We start from the raw sequence: 15,596 nt of genomic DNA, 5'->3' as shown, positions 1-15,596 counted from the left end.
CAATGATGGCTGGGCTTAAAAAGAAAACGGCGGCTTTCCAGGGAAAACCGCCGGAATGGATGGAGCGCCCCGATGGGAGCGCTCCAAAGGCCGATCAGGCCGAGTAGTACATGTCGAATTCGACCGGATGCGGGGTCATTTCGAAACGCATGACTTCCTGCATCTTCAGCTCGATGAACGAGTCGATCTGGTCGTCGTCGAACACGCCGCCGGCGGTCAGGAACTTGCGATCCTTGTCGAGGCTTTCCAGCGCTTCGCGCAAGCTACCGCAGACGGTCGGGATCTTCTTCAGTTCCTTGGCGGGAAGGTCGTAAAGGTCCTTGTCCATCGGCTTGCCGGGGTGGATCTTGTTCTTGATGCCATCAAGACCGGCCATCAGCATGGCCGCAAAACCGAGATAGGGGTTCTGGGTCGGGTCCGGGAAGCGGACTTCGACGCGCTTTGCCTTCGGGTTGGAGCCGAAGGGAATACGGCACGAGGCGGAACGGTTGCGCGCGGAGTAGGCGAGCAGAACCGGCGCTTCATAACCCGGCACCAGACGCTTGTAGGAGTTGGTGGTGGGGTTGGTGAAGGCGTTGATGGCCTTGGCGTGCTTGATGATGCCGCCGATGTAATAGAGGCAGGTCTCGGAAAGACCGGCATATTCGTCACCCGCGAAGGTCGGCTTGCCGCCCTTCCAGATCGACTGGTGAACGTGCATGCCCGAGCCGTTGTCGCCGAAGATCGGCTTCGGCATGAAGGTTGCCGTCTTGCCATAGGCATTGGCGACCTGGTGCACGACGTACTTGTAGATCTGCATCTTGTCGGCGCTGGAGACGAGCGTGTCGAATTTCACGCCCAGCTCGTGCTGTGCGGCAGCCACTTCGTGGTGGTGCTTTTCGACGACCACGCCCATTTCGGCGAGAACCGTCAGCATTTCAGAGCGCATGTCCTGCAGGCTGTCGATCGGCGGAACCGGGAAATAACCGCCCTTGACGCGCGGACGGTGGCCGAGGTTGCCGGTCTCGTAGTCGGTGTCGTCATTGGACGGCAGTTCCGAGGAGTCGAGCTTGAAGCCGGTATTGTAGGGGTCTGCCTTGTACTTCACGTCGTCGAAGACGAAGAATTCCGGCTCGGGGCCGACGAAAACGGTGTCGCCGATACCGGAAGCTTTAAGGTAGGCTTCGGCCTTCTTGGCGGTGCCGCGCGGGTCGCGGTTGTAGGCTTCGCCCGAGACCGGGTCGAGGATGTCGCAAAGGACGACCAGGGTGGACTGGGCGAAGAACGGGTCGATATGGGCGGTGGCCGGATCGGGCATCAGCACCATGTCGGACTCGTTGATGGCCTTCCAGCCGGCGATCGAGGAGCCGTCGAACATGACGCCATCGGCGAACATGTCTTCGTCCACACAGACAACATCCATGGTGACGTGCTGCAGCTTGCCCTTGGGGTCGGTAAAGCGCAGGTCCACGAACTTGATGTCGTTATCCTTGATCTGCTTCAAGATATCGTTTGCGGTCGTCATTTAAACGTTTTCCTTGAGTGTGATGATGACGAGGTGAAAACCCAAGCCTCCCCGGCTCGGGACGTTCTTGATTATATGGCGTCCACGCCTGTTTCACCGGTACGGATGCGGATGACTTCCTCGACATTGGAAACGAAAATCTTTCCGTCGCCGATACGTCCTGTCTGCGCCGCATTGCGGATCGCCTCGATGACGGCTTCCGCATTCTCATCCGCCAATACGACTTCGACTTTCACTTTCGGCAAAAAGTCCACGACGTACTCTGCTCCGCGGTAGAGTTCCGTGTGGCCCTTCTGACGACCAAAGCCTTTTGCTTCCGTGACCGTGATTCCCTGAAGTCCGACTTCCTGAAGGGCTTCCTTCACTTCATCGAGCTTGAAAGGCTTAATGATCGCTTCGATCTTTTTCATGAGAAAATATCTCTCCGCTTCTCCCGTTAAAGCAGGTAACTCCCGCTCTGCCACAAGAATGCACGTATTGTGCCAGATCGGAAGCGGGCTTGAAGAAAAAACTTCGATCCCCCGGCTTTCCGACACAAAATGCATTCGCTTTTTGCGCTTTTCCAGCCAATTTCTCGCGGAAACCCGAAAAATCCATCAGCATTTCTGTGAATTTGTATTATTTTAGTTGATTTGAATATTTGGAAAGGTGCGAACAGGGGAATGGCCTTTTGTTTATATTTTATGCATTTGTCTATTATTTAGACATGACAATTTGCTTATTTTTGTATCGATTGCCTTTCCGGCGTTTTGAAGGGATGATCGGGACATGAAATCCCTTCCGCGCCTCTTCCTGATCGACCCTGTTGCCATGGCCCGCATCGATGCGGCGGCCGGGCAATCCGGCATTCCTCTTTATGACCTGATGGAGCGGGCGGGGCAGGCCGTTGTGGCCTCGGCGCTGCGTCACTATCCGCAGGCGCAGCGTTTTGTCGTGCTCTGTGGCGGCGGCAACAATGGCGGCGATGGTTATGTGGCGGCGCGGGCGCTTTTGCAGAGCGGGGCGGTCGTCGCGGTTTATCATCTCGGCGATGTCGGTGCGCTCAGTGGCGATGCACGGACGGCATTCGAGCGGAGCGGCGTGACGCCGCTGCCGCTTGATGGCTATGCGCCTCTTGCCGGCGACGTGGTGATCGATGCGGTGTTCGGGGCCGGATTGTCCCGCGATGTTCCGCAGGAGCTTATTCGAGTGATTGAGGCGGTCACGCGGGCGAAGGTGCCGGTTCTCGCCGTCGACCTGCCCTCGGGCCTCTGCGGCAGGCGGGGCGTGCCTCTCGGCGCATCGTTCAGGGCGGAGCGGACGGTGACCTTCATGGCGCGCAAGCCGGGTCATCTGCTGATGCCGGGGCGGGAGCTTTGTGGAACGCTCGAGGTGTTCGATATCGGCATTCCGTCCCGCATCCTTGACGCCCATGCGGGATCGGTGGCGGAAAATGATCCGCTGATCTGGCGGGATGCCTTGCCTCACGCCGATATGGAAACCCACAAATTCCGTCGCGGGCATCTGACCGTCTTTTCCGGCCCGGCACATGCGACGGGCGCAAGCCGCATGACCGCGCTTTCGGCACTGAAGGCGGGAGCGGGGATCGTCACCATCGCTGCGCCTAGGCAAGCGCTCGATGTGCTCTCCGTCACGCTGACGGCGGTGATGAACGCACCGGTGGACGATGCCGACGATCTGCGGTCGTGGCTGGACGATGGGCGTCATGGCACTTTCGTTCTCGGCCCGGGTTTCGGCGACCTCGAAAAGGCGCGCCACTTCGTGTCTCTGCTTGGAGATAAGGCGGTCGTGCTGGATGCCGATGCGATCACGGCTTTCAGGGATCACAGGGATGCCCTGTTTGCGCGTGTCACGTCGGGCACAGGCAAATTCGTGCTGACGCCGCATGAGGGCGAATTTGCGCGACTGTTTCCCGATCTTGCCGCCGACAAGATGCTGAGCAAAGTCGAGAAGGCGCAGGTCGCCTCGGCCCGCAGCGGCGCCGCGCTGGTCTATAAGGGCGCGGATACGGTGATTGCAGCGCCGGATGGCCGGGCGCTGGTCAACACCAATGCTCCCGCGAGCCTTGCGACAGCTGGATCAGGCGATGTGCTGGCCGGTATCATCGGCGCGCTGCTGGCGCAGGGCGCGCCTGCCTTCGAGGCGGCTGCGGCCGGGGTCTGGCTGCATGGCGAGGCGGGCCACCGGGCAGGCGACGGCTTGACGGCGGAAGACCTTGCCCATGCGGTTCGGCCGTTTGGGTGAAGTGGTCTGATTGTGTTTGCTAGCAGCTGACAGATTCGGTGGTTTAGCAAAGTTCCATCATCCCCACTCAGTCACCCCGGACTTGATCCGGAGTCCAGCGCGATCAAGTCCTTGATCGCGAAAGACTCTTCTCACGGCGCAGACGCGCCGTGACTGGATGCCGGATCATCCTCGGGCTTGTTCCGGGGACCGGCATGAGGGAGGAGCGTTTTTTTATCCTGAAACAAGCTCCGTCGCGTTTGCGGCATTAGCCCGCATTCAATGCGCAGCCTTGCCTGCCTGGCTCGCCATCGCCATTCGCGATGCGCTGATGAGGAGTTTGCGTTCGGCGCGCTCCTGCTGCGGCGTGCGATTGTAGATTTCGCGATAACACTTGGAAAAATGCGAGGCGGAGACAAAACCGCAGGCGACGGCGACTTCGACCACTGGCATGGCCGATTGCACCAGCAGGTGGCGGGCGCGGTCGAGGCGGATTTCGAGATAATAGCGGGCGGGTGAGCGACCCATTTCCTGGCGGAAGAGGCGCTCCACCTGCCGGCGCGACAGATCGGCGGCGTCGGCGATATCGAGCAGCGACAGCGGTTCGGCAAGATTACCTTCCATCAATTCAATGATCGACAGGACCTTGCTGTTCTGCACGCCGAGGCGGGCGCGCAGCGGCAGGCGCTGGCGGTCATTGGGGCTGCGCACCCGGTCGGTCAATTGCTGTTCGCAGACGCGGTTGACGAGGTTTTCGCCGAAATCCTGACCGATCAGGCTCAGCATCATGTCGAGCGAGGCCGTGCCACCGGCGCATGTATAGATGTTGCTATCGACTTCGAAGAGGTCGGCATAGACTTCCACCTGCGGGAAGGCCTCGGAAAAACCGGGCAGGTTTTCCCAGTGGATCGCGCAGCGCTTGCCGTTCAAGAGGCCGGCCTGCGCGAGAATATGGGCGGCGGTACAGAGGCTGCCGATGGCGATGCCGCGATTATAGGCTTCGCGCAGCCAGGCATTGACGGATTTGTTGATGTGTTGATCCACATCGATGCCCGAACAGATGATCGCCATTTCCGGGCGGTTTTCGCCGTTGACGTAGCGCCGCTCATCGGCAAGACAGGTATCGGGCTCAAGACAGATGCCGCTTGACGACATGACCTTCTGGCCATCGAGCGAGGAGAGACGCCACTCATAGGCCTGATAGCCCAACATTCGGTTGGCGATGCGAAGCGTTTCAACCGCTGCGGCGAATGGCAGCATGGTAAATTGCGGAATGAGAAAAAAGACGATTGAGCGCTTCTTCTGGGAGTTTCTGCTCATTTGCCCGTGCTCCGTTGCGAATACGCAATTCCTCCCTTGGAATTGGTCTTCTGGATGTCCTGTCTACGACATCTTTAACGAAAAATACGCCGTGGAATCGGGGCTGTCAAAAAATCGCTTTTGAAATATGCAAATTTTGCGACAAGCATTTAAAAAAGGCGGCGTGTCGCATGTAAAACAGGCACGCTATTTTACGCCCTTGTCCCTCCATCCGAAGGGCGGGCAGGGATGGCTCGCACGTCTGGAAACGTTGCGGGCCACCGGTTGAATGTCATCTGCGGATGACGTTTATGCGGCTGTTGTCCGTCGTCGGCCATCCGATATCCTTCAATGTTTCAGGTGGCAATGCTTCCAGTGCGCGAAGCATTTTTTCGCGACGCCATGCGGCGTAACGGGCGGCAACATGGTCGGACAGGCGATGAAGCCAGCCGCTTGATGACGGACGGTGTGAGGAACGGTTCGTCACCGGGAGATAATGTATCATGGTCATGTCTTGATCCTTTCCTGAACCACGATCCTGTTTGCGACTTCGGTATGCGCTTGCCGACGAGGCTAAATCCGCCCCGTCAATCGATGTCCCGGATGGTGCGCGCTTGTTGACATTCAATCAAACGAAATGATATCCATCTATAAATCAAAATATTTGAAGGTGCGTGCCATGACCGTGACTTTCCGCCAACCGCTGCCGTTGCTGGATAACGACATATTGAGAACCTTCGTCGCCATCGCGGAAACGGGAAATTTCTCCACCGCCGCGGAAGTGGTGTTCAGAACACCGTCTGCGGTTTCCATGCAGATCAAGAAGCTTGAGGAGCAGTTGAAAACGACGCTTTTCCTGCGCGATGCCCGTTCGGTGACATTGACGGCGCATGGGGAGACGCTTTTGACCTATGCGCGGCGCATGATTGCGCTGTCCAACGAGGCTGTGTCACGTTTCGTCATGCCGGAGCTTTCCGGCGTCGTCCGTCTCGGTGCGCCGGAGGATATTGGCGAGCGTGGCCTGCTGCCGGGCATTCTCAAGCGTTTTGCCGAGGCTTTCCCCGGCATCATGATCGACGTCACCATCGATTCCAGCTCCAATCTTTATAAGCGCATGGATGAGCAGAGGCTCGATCTTGCCCTCGTCAACTGTGCCTCCCATCCCCTTCGGGATACGGGCGAGGTGCTGATGCGCGAGCGTCTGGTCTGGGCGGGTGCAAAGTGTGGCACGGCCTATCTGCGCGATCCGCTGCCAATCTCCATCTGGGAAGAGGGCTGCATCTGGCGCTCGGAAGCGATCCATTCGCTGGAAAAGCGCGGCCGTAATTTCCGCGTGGCCTATCTCAGCGGCCATACCATGGCGCAGCGCGCGGCGATTGCCGCCGATCTCGCCATCGCGCCGCTGCCGCGATCCTATGTGCAGAACGACATGGTCATTCTGGGCGACAAGGAAGGCCTGCCGGAACTTGGCTGTTTCGATATCCGCCTGATCATGGGTGACAAGGCGTCGCGCCCCGTTCTTGCCGTGGCTGAAAGCATTCGAAACGCTTTTGTCGAAGTCGCCAAGGCGGCCTGAGATATTGGAGGTGCGCGGCGGCCGTGGCCCGTCGCGCCGTTAGAATCGCGGTTTTAGCCGGTCATTGAATCCGGCGATGCCGAACTGTCCACCGCGCCGGTTTGCCAGCTTCCGCGCTTGACCAGCCAGTCGGCCGAATTCTGCAATCCTCCGAAGGGGAAGACGTGAATTTGCCGGATCTGCCCCTGCGGATTGGCCTGCCAGTGCCGCTCGATCGGCCCGACGATGCTTTCCGGTGAATGGCCCTTGGCAAGCGTCGTCAGCGAAAGCGCGTTCTTCTTGAGATAGGCGATGGAATTGCCGACGCCGCAAAGCGCGGCATATTTCAAAAGCGTCGTGATCTTGGCCGGGCCGGAAACGCCGATATGCACCGGAAGCTCGATGCCTGACGCCGCTAACCCTTCCGCCCAGGCGATGAAACGCGCGGGATCGAAACCGAACTGGGTGACAATGCGCATAACGGCATCGCTTCTTTCGGCAAAATCGCGTTTCAGCCTGAGTGCGGCCATCGCCGTTTCGTCGTTGAAATCCGGGCTGCCTTCCGGGTGGCCGGCGATGGCGATCTGCCTCATGCCGCAACGGTCGAAAATGCCGGTGGACAGCATGTCCATGCTGGATGCGAAGGGACCGGCCGGGCGGTCGACGCCGCCGCCGACAACCAGAACATCGGTTACGCCCGCTTCTCCGGCAAGCTGTTTTACCTGTTCCTCAAACGCTGCGCGGGAGGGGATGCGCCGCGCTGCAAGATGCGGCACCGGCTCATAACCGAGGTCGCGCAAATGTCCTGCGGCTTCAACGAGCCTTTCCTGCGAGGCCGCTCCAGTGTCAGTGAGATAGACGCGCACACCCTGCGGAAAGAGACCGGCAAGGTCGGTGGAGCCAAGCACCTGCGCGGGCGAGGCTTCGATGGAGGCGGGAATGATGGAAGCGGTGGAGATATCGGGCAATTTGTGCGTGATCCTTTTTATTATCATGCACCTATTTTGCGGCGAAGTCTGTGCCTGTTGCGGCAAGACAGGCTTGCATCTGCGACGAAGCTCGTCCCCAATCCCTTGACGCGTGGCTTCACCAGATCCGTTTCGTCAGGCCGTTCCAAAGCCATGTCCAGATAGTCGGCGGGAAGCGCAGTACCGATTTGCCGGGTGAGGGCGGCTGCGGCGCAAGGCTGCCGGAAAGGGCGTCCTCGATGGCGCTGATGGCGATATCCACCGAAGCGGCGGTCAAAAGCAGCGGGTAGGTGGCAATTGTGTCGGAAGGCGATGGTTTCAGCCGCTTCTCGTAGAGCGTGGCGCCGGTATCCACGCCCTTGTCGACCAGATGCACGGTTGCGCCGAAATTACCGCGGTCTTTTTCGACCAGCGCCCAGTATCCGCCCATCTGCCCGCGATAGGCAGGATTGATACCGGCGTGGAAATTGATGACCGGGCATTGCAGGGCCTGAAGCGTGGTCGGTGTCAGCAGGCGGCAGGAAATGGTGAAGATTGCCGCCGGTTTCAGCAGATTGGCGGCCTTGCGGCATTCCTCATCGTTGAGCGAGGCGAATTGGGTGACGGGGAGACTGTGATGGAGATCTGGAGAAAGGCCGTATTCGGCGATGATCGCATCGCTTCTGCGAACCGTGAAGCGTTTGCCGAGCCGCGAGGCGATCATCGTCGCCATCTGGCCCGCAGCGACAAGCCAGCCGAGCCGTCGCGCGCGCCGCCTGAGAATGACCGACTTGCTTTCCGGTTGCTCCATGAAAACATGGATGTCGGGAAATCGGGCCGCCAGCGCATTGATCATGACATTGGGGTTCATCCCGCCCGCCGTCATCACCAGAAGCCGATTGTTGATGTCAGTCATATCACCCACGGGATTTTCCTAAGCCATGATCCAGACGCCGAGTTTCACGCGTGAACTTCAAAACCATGTTAATTTTCATCGACAGGATTTTTTGAAATGCCGCTGGAACGGATTTTTGGGACTCACGTTATTGTGACGCATATCACATCGGTACTTGCCTTTGGACGGCAAGTCATAGGGGAGTAGTTTCACATGATCACACGCATTCTTTCGACCGTTTTCGTGGCTTTGTTGACCGTTGTCACCCTGAGCTCCTGTGGTAACACCATTCGCGGCATGGGTCGTGACACGGCGAACGCCGTCGACGCGACGCAGGATGCCGGCCGCAATGTGGACCGCGCCGCCCGTCGCTGACGACATCTCCCCTTAAAGGTCCGGCGTCATCCTGAAACACGGGTGACGCCTTTTCTTTGACCGAATTTTCCTGCGAATGTGCCCGTACGAGAATCACGGGGCGGGCATGAACGGATCGATGAAAAGACTGGCGAAGCTGCTGTTGCCATTGCTGTTGCCATTTTCGGCTCAGGCCGGCGGGCAGGCGGATTTCTGCAGGATCATGGACCATGCGGGCGATCGTTATACCGTCTGCAGTTTCGACCCGGCAAAAAGCACCATCCGGATATACGACCGCGATCATGTCTCCGGCCAGGGATATGGCTCCTTCGCCGCTCTCTCGTCGGCGCTGTGGCGGCAGCACATGTTCAGCGTCTTCGCCATGAACGGCGGCATGTACCATTCGGACTATTCCCCCGTCGGGCTCTTTATCGAAAATGGCATCGAACGCTCGCCGATCAGCACCGGCGGCGGCTGGGGCAATTTTCATCTTCTGCCCAATGGCGTGTTTTATCTGAAGGGGGCGGCGGCCGGCGTGCTGGAAACGCAGGCCTATCTGGCAGCGGATCTCAAGCCGGACTTCGCCACGCAGTCCGGGCCGATGCTCGTCATCGATGGCAAGCCGCATCCGCGCTTTCTGCCCGATAGCGACAGCCTGAAGCGGCGCAACGGTGTCGGCGTTTCCCGCGATGGCATGGTGCATTTCGCCATTTCGGAAAATACCGTGCGCTTTTACGATTTCGCCACGCTGTTCAGGGATGTGCTGGACGCGCCGAATGCGCTCTATCTCGACGGCACCATATCCAGCGTCGATATTCCCGCAATGAAAAGGCGGGACTCGCTGTTCCTGATGGGGCCGATCATCGCTGTTGTCGACAGGGTGCCGGATTAGCCTGAACGATCAGATCGGCGCCTTGGGATAGGCTTTTTCGAGACCGGCCGATGCCGTCAGTCCCTTGCGGAAGGCGAGAAAAGCGGGGTGCTGGCTCGCCCTTGCGGTTTCCATGATGCGGATCTGCAGGCGGGCAGGGGCATTGCCGCCAAGCCATTCGCCGGTTGTTTCCAGCTTCAGGCTGTTGAGGAAGCGGGCATTGGTCTGCTGGTCGAGATAAAGATTGAGGCCAGCCAGCAGGTTCTCGTCCTGCAGGGCGTTTTCCATCAACAGCAGCACCCAGGCTTTATCCTCGCTTGCAAGCGAAGTGAGTTTCGATGCGACCGTTTCGCGATCGGGGAAGGAGGATGCCTGCTGCATGGGGTGACTCGCATCGTTGCCGTTGCCATCGTCGATAAACCACAGGTCATGCCCTTTCAAGGCGCGACGCTTCAGCGCAAGAAATTCGACCGTAAGGTGTTTGGCCGGCGGGGTTTTCAACAGGTGTTTGTAGGAAAGCTTTAAATAACGGTTACACTTTAGCCTAAATTGCGGCGAAGCCCCAAATGGCGCTTATACGGGCCTCACGCTAACACCTTGTTTTTTCACATACCTATGCGCGGGGCGAATGGCAGCCTGTCGAAAACGCCTTCATTTAGCCGCTTTTTGCATTTGCCTTCGCCGCCAGATTTTAATAAATGCTTGCCTCAACGGGCCGGGTCTTGAAGACCGCCCGGAGAGTGAATAGCTGGAGTAATCATGGAAGAAACCGCTCAGAAATCCTGCTGGGGCGTCACCTTGCGCGCACTTGCAGGCTTTGCCGCTTTTCTCGCATTGACGTACATTTTTGGCAGCCCATAAGCATCTCTCCTGAATGACGGGTTTTGAAACGGCGCGGTTTTCCTTTGGAAACCGTGCTGTTTTCGTTTGAGGGCAATTATGTCGCAGCTGCGCAAACCGCTGACGCTCTTTTGTGGCGATCCGTTTTGGCTTTGGATATGATGGTGGTGGAATCCATTCTCATTCAAGGCGAACTTCATGTTTCTTTCGGTCTTTGACGTCTTCAAGATCGGTATCGGTCCTTCGAGCTCCCATACGATGGGGCCGATGACGGCAGCCAACCGCTTTCTGGCGCTGATCCTTAGCGATGAGTGGCCACGGCCGGCAGGCGCGGCCGTTGCGCAGCTGAATGTCAGCCTGCATGGCTCGCTCGCCTTTACCGGCATCGGGCACGGCACCGGGCGTGCCGTCATTCTCGGCCTCACCGGCGAACGGCCGGATATTGTCGACCCCGATGCGATGGACGCCATTATCGAGACGGTGGAAAAGGCTGGCACCGTGACGCCGCCCGACCATCCGTCCTATGTGTTCCGCCCGGCCGAAGATCTGGTCTTCGACAAGAAGAACCCGCTGCCCGGCCATGCCAACGGCATGATCTTTTCCGCCTTCGACAATCAGGGCAGGCTGCTCATCAAGCGCATCTATTATTCCGTTGGCGGCGGTTTCGTCGTGACCGATACGGAGCTCGAGGCGATCAAGCAGCGTGGCAAGACAATCGATAACGGTCCGCGCGTGCCTTATCCCTTCGCCACCGCGCGGGAAATGCTGGATATGGCGGCCCGTTCCGGCCGCACCATCGCCCAGATGAAGCGGGCCAACGAGGAGACGGTGGTTTCCCGCGAGGAGCTGAACGAGCGTCTCGACCAGATCTGGGAAGCGATGAACGGCTGCATCGAGCGCGGGCTGAAGGTGGACGGCATCATGCCTGGCGGCCTGAAGGTGCGCCGCCGCGCCCGTTCGATTTACGAGAAGCTGAATGCGGAATGGCGCAGCAACCGGCTGAACCCGGTCATGGCCAATGACTGGCTGAGCGTTTACGCCATGGCGGTGAACGAGGAAAATGCCGCCGGCGGCCGCGTGGTGACTGCGCCGACCAACGGTGCGGCGGGCGTCGTTCCTGCCACCGTCAGATATTTCCGGCATTTCCATGAGGATGCGAGCGTCGATGACGTGCGCGACTTTTTGCTGACGGCGGCCGCCATCGGCGGCATCATCAAGCACAATGCCTCGATTTCAGGCGCGGAAGTGGGCTGTCAGGGCGAGGTGGGCTCGGCTTCCGCCATGGCGGCGGCAGGCCTTGCCGCGGTCATGGGCGGATCCCCGGAACAGGTGGAAAATGCCGCCGAGATCGCGCTCGAGCATCATCTCGGCATGACCTGCGATCCGATTGCCGGGCTTGTGCAGGTGCCGTGCATCGAACGTAATGCCATGGGCGCGGTGAAAGCGGTGACGGCGGCCTCGCTGGCGCTGAAGGGCGACGGCCAGCATTTCGTGCCGCTCGATGCCTGTATCGAGACCATGCGCCAGACCGGCAACGACATGAGCGAGAAATACAAGGAAACCTCCACCGGCGGCCTTGCCGTGAACGTTGTGGAGTGCTGAGCGGGCAGGGCGTCAGGCATGGTTGCCATGCTTGACGCCCGCCGCAAAAAGGCATTGATAGAACCATGCCTTTACATCTCATCAAACTTTGCGTCGGTGCGGATTCAATCCAGGACTTGAGAGACTGGGTCGCGCATCGTGCGCTCACCGCAATAGCCGCAGGCCTCGAGCCGCACAGCGTCCACACAACCCGGATGATCCCGAAACGTGTCGAGGAATTGCTCGAGGGCGGTTCGCTCTACTGGGTCATCAAGGGGCAGGTGCAGGCGCGGCAGAAACTTCTCGATATCCGCTCCTTCAAGGGCGAAGACGGTATTTCCCGCTGCGATCTCATTCTCGGCCCGGAGGTTATCGAAACCTCACCTGCGCCGAAGCGCCCGTTTCAGGGCTGGCGTTACTTGAAGGACGACGAGGCGCCCCGCGATCTCGGCGGCGGCACGGGCGGCGAGGACATGCCTTCCGATCTCAGGCGGGAACTGGCGGAGCTTGGGCTGCTCTGACGCTTAACGGATTTGACAATGAAAAAGCCGGCATCCTTGCGGAGCCGGCTTTTTCTTTTGGGGGGAGACGGGTCGTTTTCTGGCTTCAGTTGATGCCGCCGACCGCAGTGGTGGCGCGGCCATCCTGAATTTTCACCCAGCGGCCGGGATTGGCGGTGTCCTGGCGCTTCAGGTAGGTATATTCGGTTTCAGACCAGTTCATGACCTTGTTGCGCATGTTGTCGAGAACGAAATCGCCACGATCGGTGCGGACGGTCAGAACGGCGTGGCCTTCGCCATTCGGCTGCAGAACCACGGTGATCAACAGGTTGGAGGCGGAGAAGCCCTTGTTCATCAGCATCTTGCGCTTCAAGAGCACGAAGTCTTCGCAATCGCCGACCGTGGTGGGATAGGCCCAGCGTTCTTCAACGCCATAGATTTCCATGTCGGTCATCGGCGTGATGGTGGTGTTGACGGTGTAGTTGACGTCGAGCATCGTCTTCCAGCGCTCTTCGGTCAGCTTCATCGGGCCGTTGTCCAGCGAGGTCGGCTGGCATTCGCTCTGATAGGTCTGGCAGAATTCATAGTGGCCGATCGGCGGGTTGGCCTTGCCGATGACGCGCATGACGGCGGCCGGCGAGGCGCTTGCCTGATGCGCGAAGGCGCTGACGATGAATGCGATCAGAGTGAAAACGAAACGGTTGTTCTTGTTCATTGCTTGTCTCCCCGTGGTGAGAAGACATTCGCAGGTATATTTTGACCCGGCGGAAATTTGCGAAGCGCAATTTGAGCTTAAATTTCAGCAAATTAGCCGTTGTTTTGAACTGTATTCGAACTAGTTTTTATGCGTCTTTGAAGCAAATTTTATTACAATTTTACGCATCGTGGCTTTAGGTTTTTGGTAGCCATCTAGACCGCTGTATTGAAAGCCATTTTCCGCGTGCTGCGGTTTCCGTGATCGTGTGCGGCCGGCTTGCGGCGCGTGGCGAAGAGCTGGATTTCCCGTTTTGGGATGGCTGTTTCAGGCTGATACAGGCCGGAAAAAGCGACAAAAAAACTTCAAAAAAACTGCATTTTTTCTGGAAAAAAGTTTTGCGGAGCGGTTTTCGCGCCGTGGATGAGCTGGCCAATGGCGCAACATGTTCCGCCGCGCTCATCCCTTTTACCGACTATGATGGATCCAGGCCGGTCTGCCGTAGGCGTCAGGGCGTGAAAATGGAAGTTCGGTAACGAGAAATGAGAATGAAGAACCTGACGACAGGAGCGGCCCGATATAGCCGAAGACAGAACATAGCCCGTCAAGGCGCCGTCCGGGAATCTTCGCAATTATGCGATTGGGGCGAGCGCAAAACGCGCCAAAAATGCTGCACGCATTCTTACGGGCGCAAAACCTGCCGTGTCCGGGTGGAATGAGTTAGAGAAACTCGATCAGTGCGTCGGGCGACTGGACGCGGTCGAATTCGACGGCAACGCCTTCCATGAAGTGGCGCACGATCTTGCCGCTCATGTTCTTGCCGAGCTGGACCCGGCTTCCGAGCGGCGGCCGGTTTTCGATCTCGATTGCGGCACCCGACAGGGAAAGGTCGATCAGCCGGCAGGCGACGAGCACGCCATCTTCCAGAACGAGCTGGGCTCTCGCATTGCGCGGCGTCAGGCGGTCGTGGCGGCGGTCCTCCGGCAGGCCGAGCAATTGACGCTTGGCGATCCAGGCGAGCTGCGCTGTGAGTTTTTCCCGCTTGCGCTCCGGCGCGTTGATGGCGATGAGGAAGCCCGATGCGGTGAGCGATGTCACCGTGCCTTCGATCCGGCCGATATGCTGGAGATAGGCGATGACGCGGTCACCGCGGCGGGCAATGCCCGAGCAGGTGAACTGCGCCCTTTCGGCGGTCATCTCGGTCGCGGTGCAATCATATTCTTCATGGTCGGGCAACATCAGGCGGCCGGTGAAGGACACACGGACGGCGTCGTCGAGATGAGCTTCCTCAACCGGACGCAGGATTTGGGCGGTGTTGACCGAGCGGGACGAAAACATGGGCAGCGCAATTGTAATGAATGATGACGGTAAATTTCTACCGTGCGCGAGTTAACAGACTGTATTGTTTAACCTCTACAATTTTTCTGATCGGCAATATTGTTGCAGTTCTGACGTATTTTTTTGAGATTCCGGCGCTGTCGGACCTCTCCCGGAGGGGCGGGAGCGTTGGAACAGGTCCGTCAGCAGCTTTCGGCGCGCGGTGTATCCTCGGCCCCCTTGTTCACCGGAAACCCTGCCGGGGCGATGTCCAGGCGCAGCAGGCGGCTGCTTTTTATGGACAGGCACTGGATTGGCGCGGCGAATTCGTGTCTTGGCCGCTCTGCAAGCAGCGCCCCGAGCAACCTTGGGGCGGCGTCGGGATCGGTGCGAAGCGGCAGGAGCAGCATTTCGAATGCCAGCGGTGCGGCGCCATGGCCGTCCTCCGCCTCGACATCGAAGACCACGGGTAACTGGTGGTGCAGGATGCCGCGCGCGACGCGGCAGGGGAAGACGGCATTTGCCGGCTGCCACAATTCCGAAAACGGGCGATCCCGCAATTCCCGCCCGAACAGATCGCAAAGACGAGTACCGGCAAGGCGGAAGAACGGCGTGTTCTCTCCCTTGTCCGTGAGGATAAAAAGATCGCCAAGGTGATGTTTCAGCTTCGCTGGATCGAGGTCCTCGCGTCGCGGGGCCGATCGCTTGCCGCGCAGTTCATCCCAATAGGCATATATGTCCAGTCCGGCCATGCTCTTCATAGCATCTCTCCATGTTCGTTTTTGGGACATCATGTCCATCCGAACGTCTGTATCTGGAGGTGTAGCGATTTTCGTGCCAAGTGGATTTATTAAGGTTAACAAAGGGTTGATATTGCGCGATGGCGATAGTCGTGGCATCGGAGCGGCCATGTCGGGGAAAGCTCCGTCAGCACAATTCGATGGCGTCGCCTGTTATTTTAAGGCGGACCCGCAAGCCGGACCGCCCGCGGCCCGGCGTCCTTGCCGATTGCGGTT

The 15,596-nt window shown here is 58.8% G+C and carries 17 protein-coding genes; 6 read left to right on the top strand and 11 right to left on the bottom strand.

Features of this window, described 5'->3' with window-relative positions; all coding sequences use genetic code 11:
* Nucleotides 1–94: 94 nt before the first annotated feature.
* Nucleotides 95–1,504 (bottom strand): type I glutamate--ammonia ligase, encoded by a 1,410-nt coding sequence (glnA, locus tag AGR7B_RS08505; protein WP_003523416.1) that lies wholly within the window; start codon nt 1,502–1,504, stop codon nt 95–97.
* A 71-nt stretch (nt 1,505–1,575) separates the two neighbouring features.
* Nucleotides 1,576–1,914: a P-II family nitrogen regulator gene (locus AGR7B_RS08500; protein ID WP_003515720.1), complete on the bottom strand. Its 339-nt coding sequence runs from the start codon at nt 1,912–1,914 to the stop codon at nt 1,576–1,578.
* 358 nt (nt 1,915–2,272) lie between these two features.
* On the opposite strand from AGR7B_RS08500, the gene AGR7B_RS08495 reads away from it, so the two are divergent.
* Nucleotides 2,273–3,748, top strand: a complete 1,476-nt coding sequence (locus tag AGR7B_RS08495; RefSeq protein ID WP_078052689.1) for an NAD(P)H-hydrate dehydratase — start codon at nt 2,273–2,275, stop codon at nt 3,746–3,748.
* Between the two features lie 258 nt (nt 3,749–4,006).
* On the opposite strand, the gene AGR7B_RS08490 is transcribed toward AGR7B_RS08495, so the two are convergent.
* On the bottom strand, nt 4,007–5,047 hold the full coding sequence (locus AGR7B_RS08490) for a GlxA family transcriptional regulator (protein WP_065655157.1): 1,041 nt from the start codon (nt 5,045–5,047) through the stop codon (nt 4,007–4,009).
* A 271-nt stretch (nt 5,048–5,318) separates the two neighbouring features.
* Nucleotides 5,319–5,537, bottom strand: coding sequence for a hypothetical protein (locus tag AGR7B_RS26470; protein ID WP_080856461.1), 219 nt, complete (start codon nt 5,535–5,537; stop codon nt 5,319–5,321).
* Nucleotides 5,538–5,663: 126 nt separating this feature from the next.
* Here AGR7B_RS26470 and AGR7B_RS08480 point away from each other — a divergent pair, with 126 nt between their 5' ends.
* Nucleotides 5,664–6,602, top strand: coding sequence for a LysR family transcriptional regulator (locus AGR7B_RS08480; RefSeq protein ID WP_020810641.1), 939 nt, complete (start codon nt 5,664–5,666; stop codon nt 6,600–6,602).
* A gap of 53 nt (nt 6,603–6,655) precedes the next feature.
* Here AGR7B_RS08480 and AGR7B_RS08475 read toward each other — a convergent pair whose 3' ends face one another.
* Nucleotides 6,656–7,576, bottom strand: coding sequence for a methylenetetrahydrofolate reductase (locus AGR7B_RS08475; protein WP_080856460.1), 921 nt, complete (start codon nt 7,574–7,576; stop codon nt 6,656–6,658).
* Between the two features lie 91 nt (nt 7,577–7,667).
* Entirely contained in the window at nt 7,668–8,444 is a 777-nt protein-coding gene (locus AGR7B_RS08470) for a formyl transferase (protein WP_080856459.1), read from the bottom strand.
* A 192-nt stretch (nt 8,445–8,636) separates the two neighbouring features.
* Here AGR7B_RS08470 and AGR7B_RS08465 point away from each other — a divergent pair, with 192 nt between their 5' ends.
* Together AGR7B_RS08465 and AGR7B_RS08460 are read left to right on the top strand one after the other, a co-directional pair.
* Nucleotides 8,637–8,798, top strand: coding sequence for an entericidin domain-containing protein (locus AGR7B_RS08465; protein ID WP_003495552.1), 162 nt, complete (start codon nt 8,637–8,639; stop codon nt 8,796–8,798).
* 106 nt (nt 8,799–8,904) lie between these two features.
* Nucleotides 8,905–9,669, top strand: coding sequence for a phosphodiester glycosidase family protein (locus AGR7B_RS08460; protein WP_080856458.1), 765 nt, complete (start codon nt 8,905–8,907; stop codon nt 9,667–9,669).
* Between the two features lie 9 nt (nt 9,670–9,678).
* Here the strand turns inward: AGR7B_RS08460 and AGR7B_RS08455 are convergent, their stop codons facing one another.
* Both AGR7B_RS08455 and AGR7B_RS25845 read right to left on the bottom strand, forming a co-directional pair.
* A complete protein-coding gene (locus AGR7B_RS08455; RefSeq protein WP_065655212.1) occupies nt 9,679–10,029 on the bottom strand; it encodes a hypothetical protein in 351 nt (116 codons plus the stop codon).
* 392 nt (nt 10,030–10,421) lie between these two features.
* Nucleotides 10,422–10,688 (bottom strand): hypothetical protein, encoded by a 267-nt coding sequence (locus AGR7B_RS25845; RefSeq protein WP_162934087.1) that lies wholly within the window; start codon nt 10,686–10,688, stop codon nt 10,422–10,424.
* Here AGR7B_RS25845 and AGR7B_RS08445 point away from each other — a divergent pair.
* Nucleotides 10,687–12,090: an L-serine ammonia-lyase gene (locus AGR7B_RS08445; RefSeq protein ID WP_080856457.1), complete on the top strand. Its 1,404-nt coding sequence runs from the start codon at nt 10,687–10,689 to the stop codon at nt 12,088–12,090. The two genes, AGR7B_RS25845 and AGR7B_RS08445, sit on opposite strands and share 2 nt — an antisense overlap.
* A 65-nt stretch (nt 12,091–12,155) precedes the next feature.
* Nucleotides 12,156–12,590, top strand: a complete 435-nt coding sequence (locus AGR7B_RS08440; RefSeq protein WP_035260632.1) for a DUF1489 family protein — start codon at nt 12,156–12,158, stop codon at nt 12,588–12,590.
* Nucleotides 12,591–12,675: 85 nt separating this feature from the next.
* Here AGR7B_RS08440 and AGR7B_RS08435 read toward each other — a convergent pair whose 3' ends face one another.
* The 3 genes from AGR7B_RS08435 to AGR7B_RS08420 form a co-directional block, all read right to left on the bottom strand.
* Complete coding sequence (locus AGR7B_RS08435) at nt 12,676–13,284, bottom strand: transglutaminase-like cysteine peptidase (protein ID WP_003523403.1); 609 nt, start codon at nt 13,282–13,284, stop codon at nt 12,676–12,678.
* A 699-nt stretch (nt 13,285–13,983) separates the two neighbouring features.
* Entirely contained in the window at nt 13,984–14,601 is a 618-nt protein-coding gene (locus tag AGR7B_RS08425) for a PilZ domain-containing protein (RefSeq protein ID WP_080856456.1), read from the bottom strand.
* A 182-nt stretch (nt 14,602–14,783) separates the two neighbouring features.
* Complete coding sequence (locus AGR7B_RS08420; protein WP_162934086.1) at nt 14,784–15,341, bottom strand: PAS domain-containing protein; 558 nt, start codon at nt 15,339–15,341, stop codon at nt 14,784–14,786.
* Nucleotides 15,342–15,596 lie beyond the last annotated feature (255 nt).

Origin of the sequence: Agrobacterium deltaense RV3 (genome assembly GCF_900013505.1) — a bacterium.
Lineage (GTDB): Bacteria > Pseudomonadota > Alphaproteobacteria > Rhizobiales > Rhizobiaceae > Agrobacterium > Agrobacterium leguminum.
This window is presented reverse-complemented; position numbering and strand designations above follow the sequence as displayed.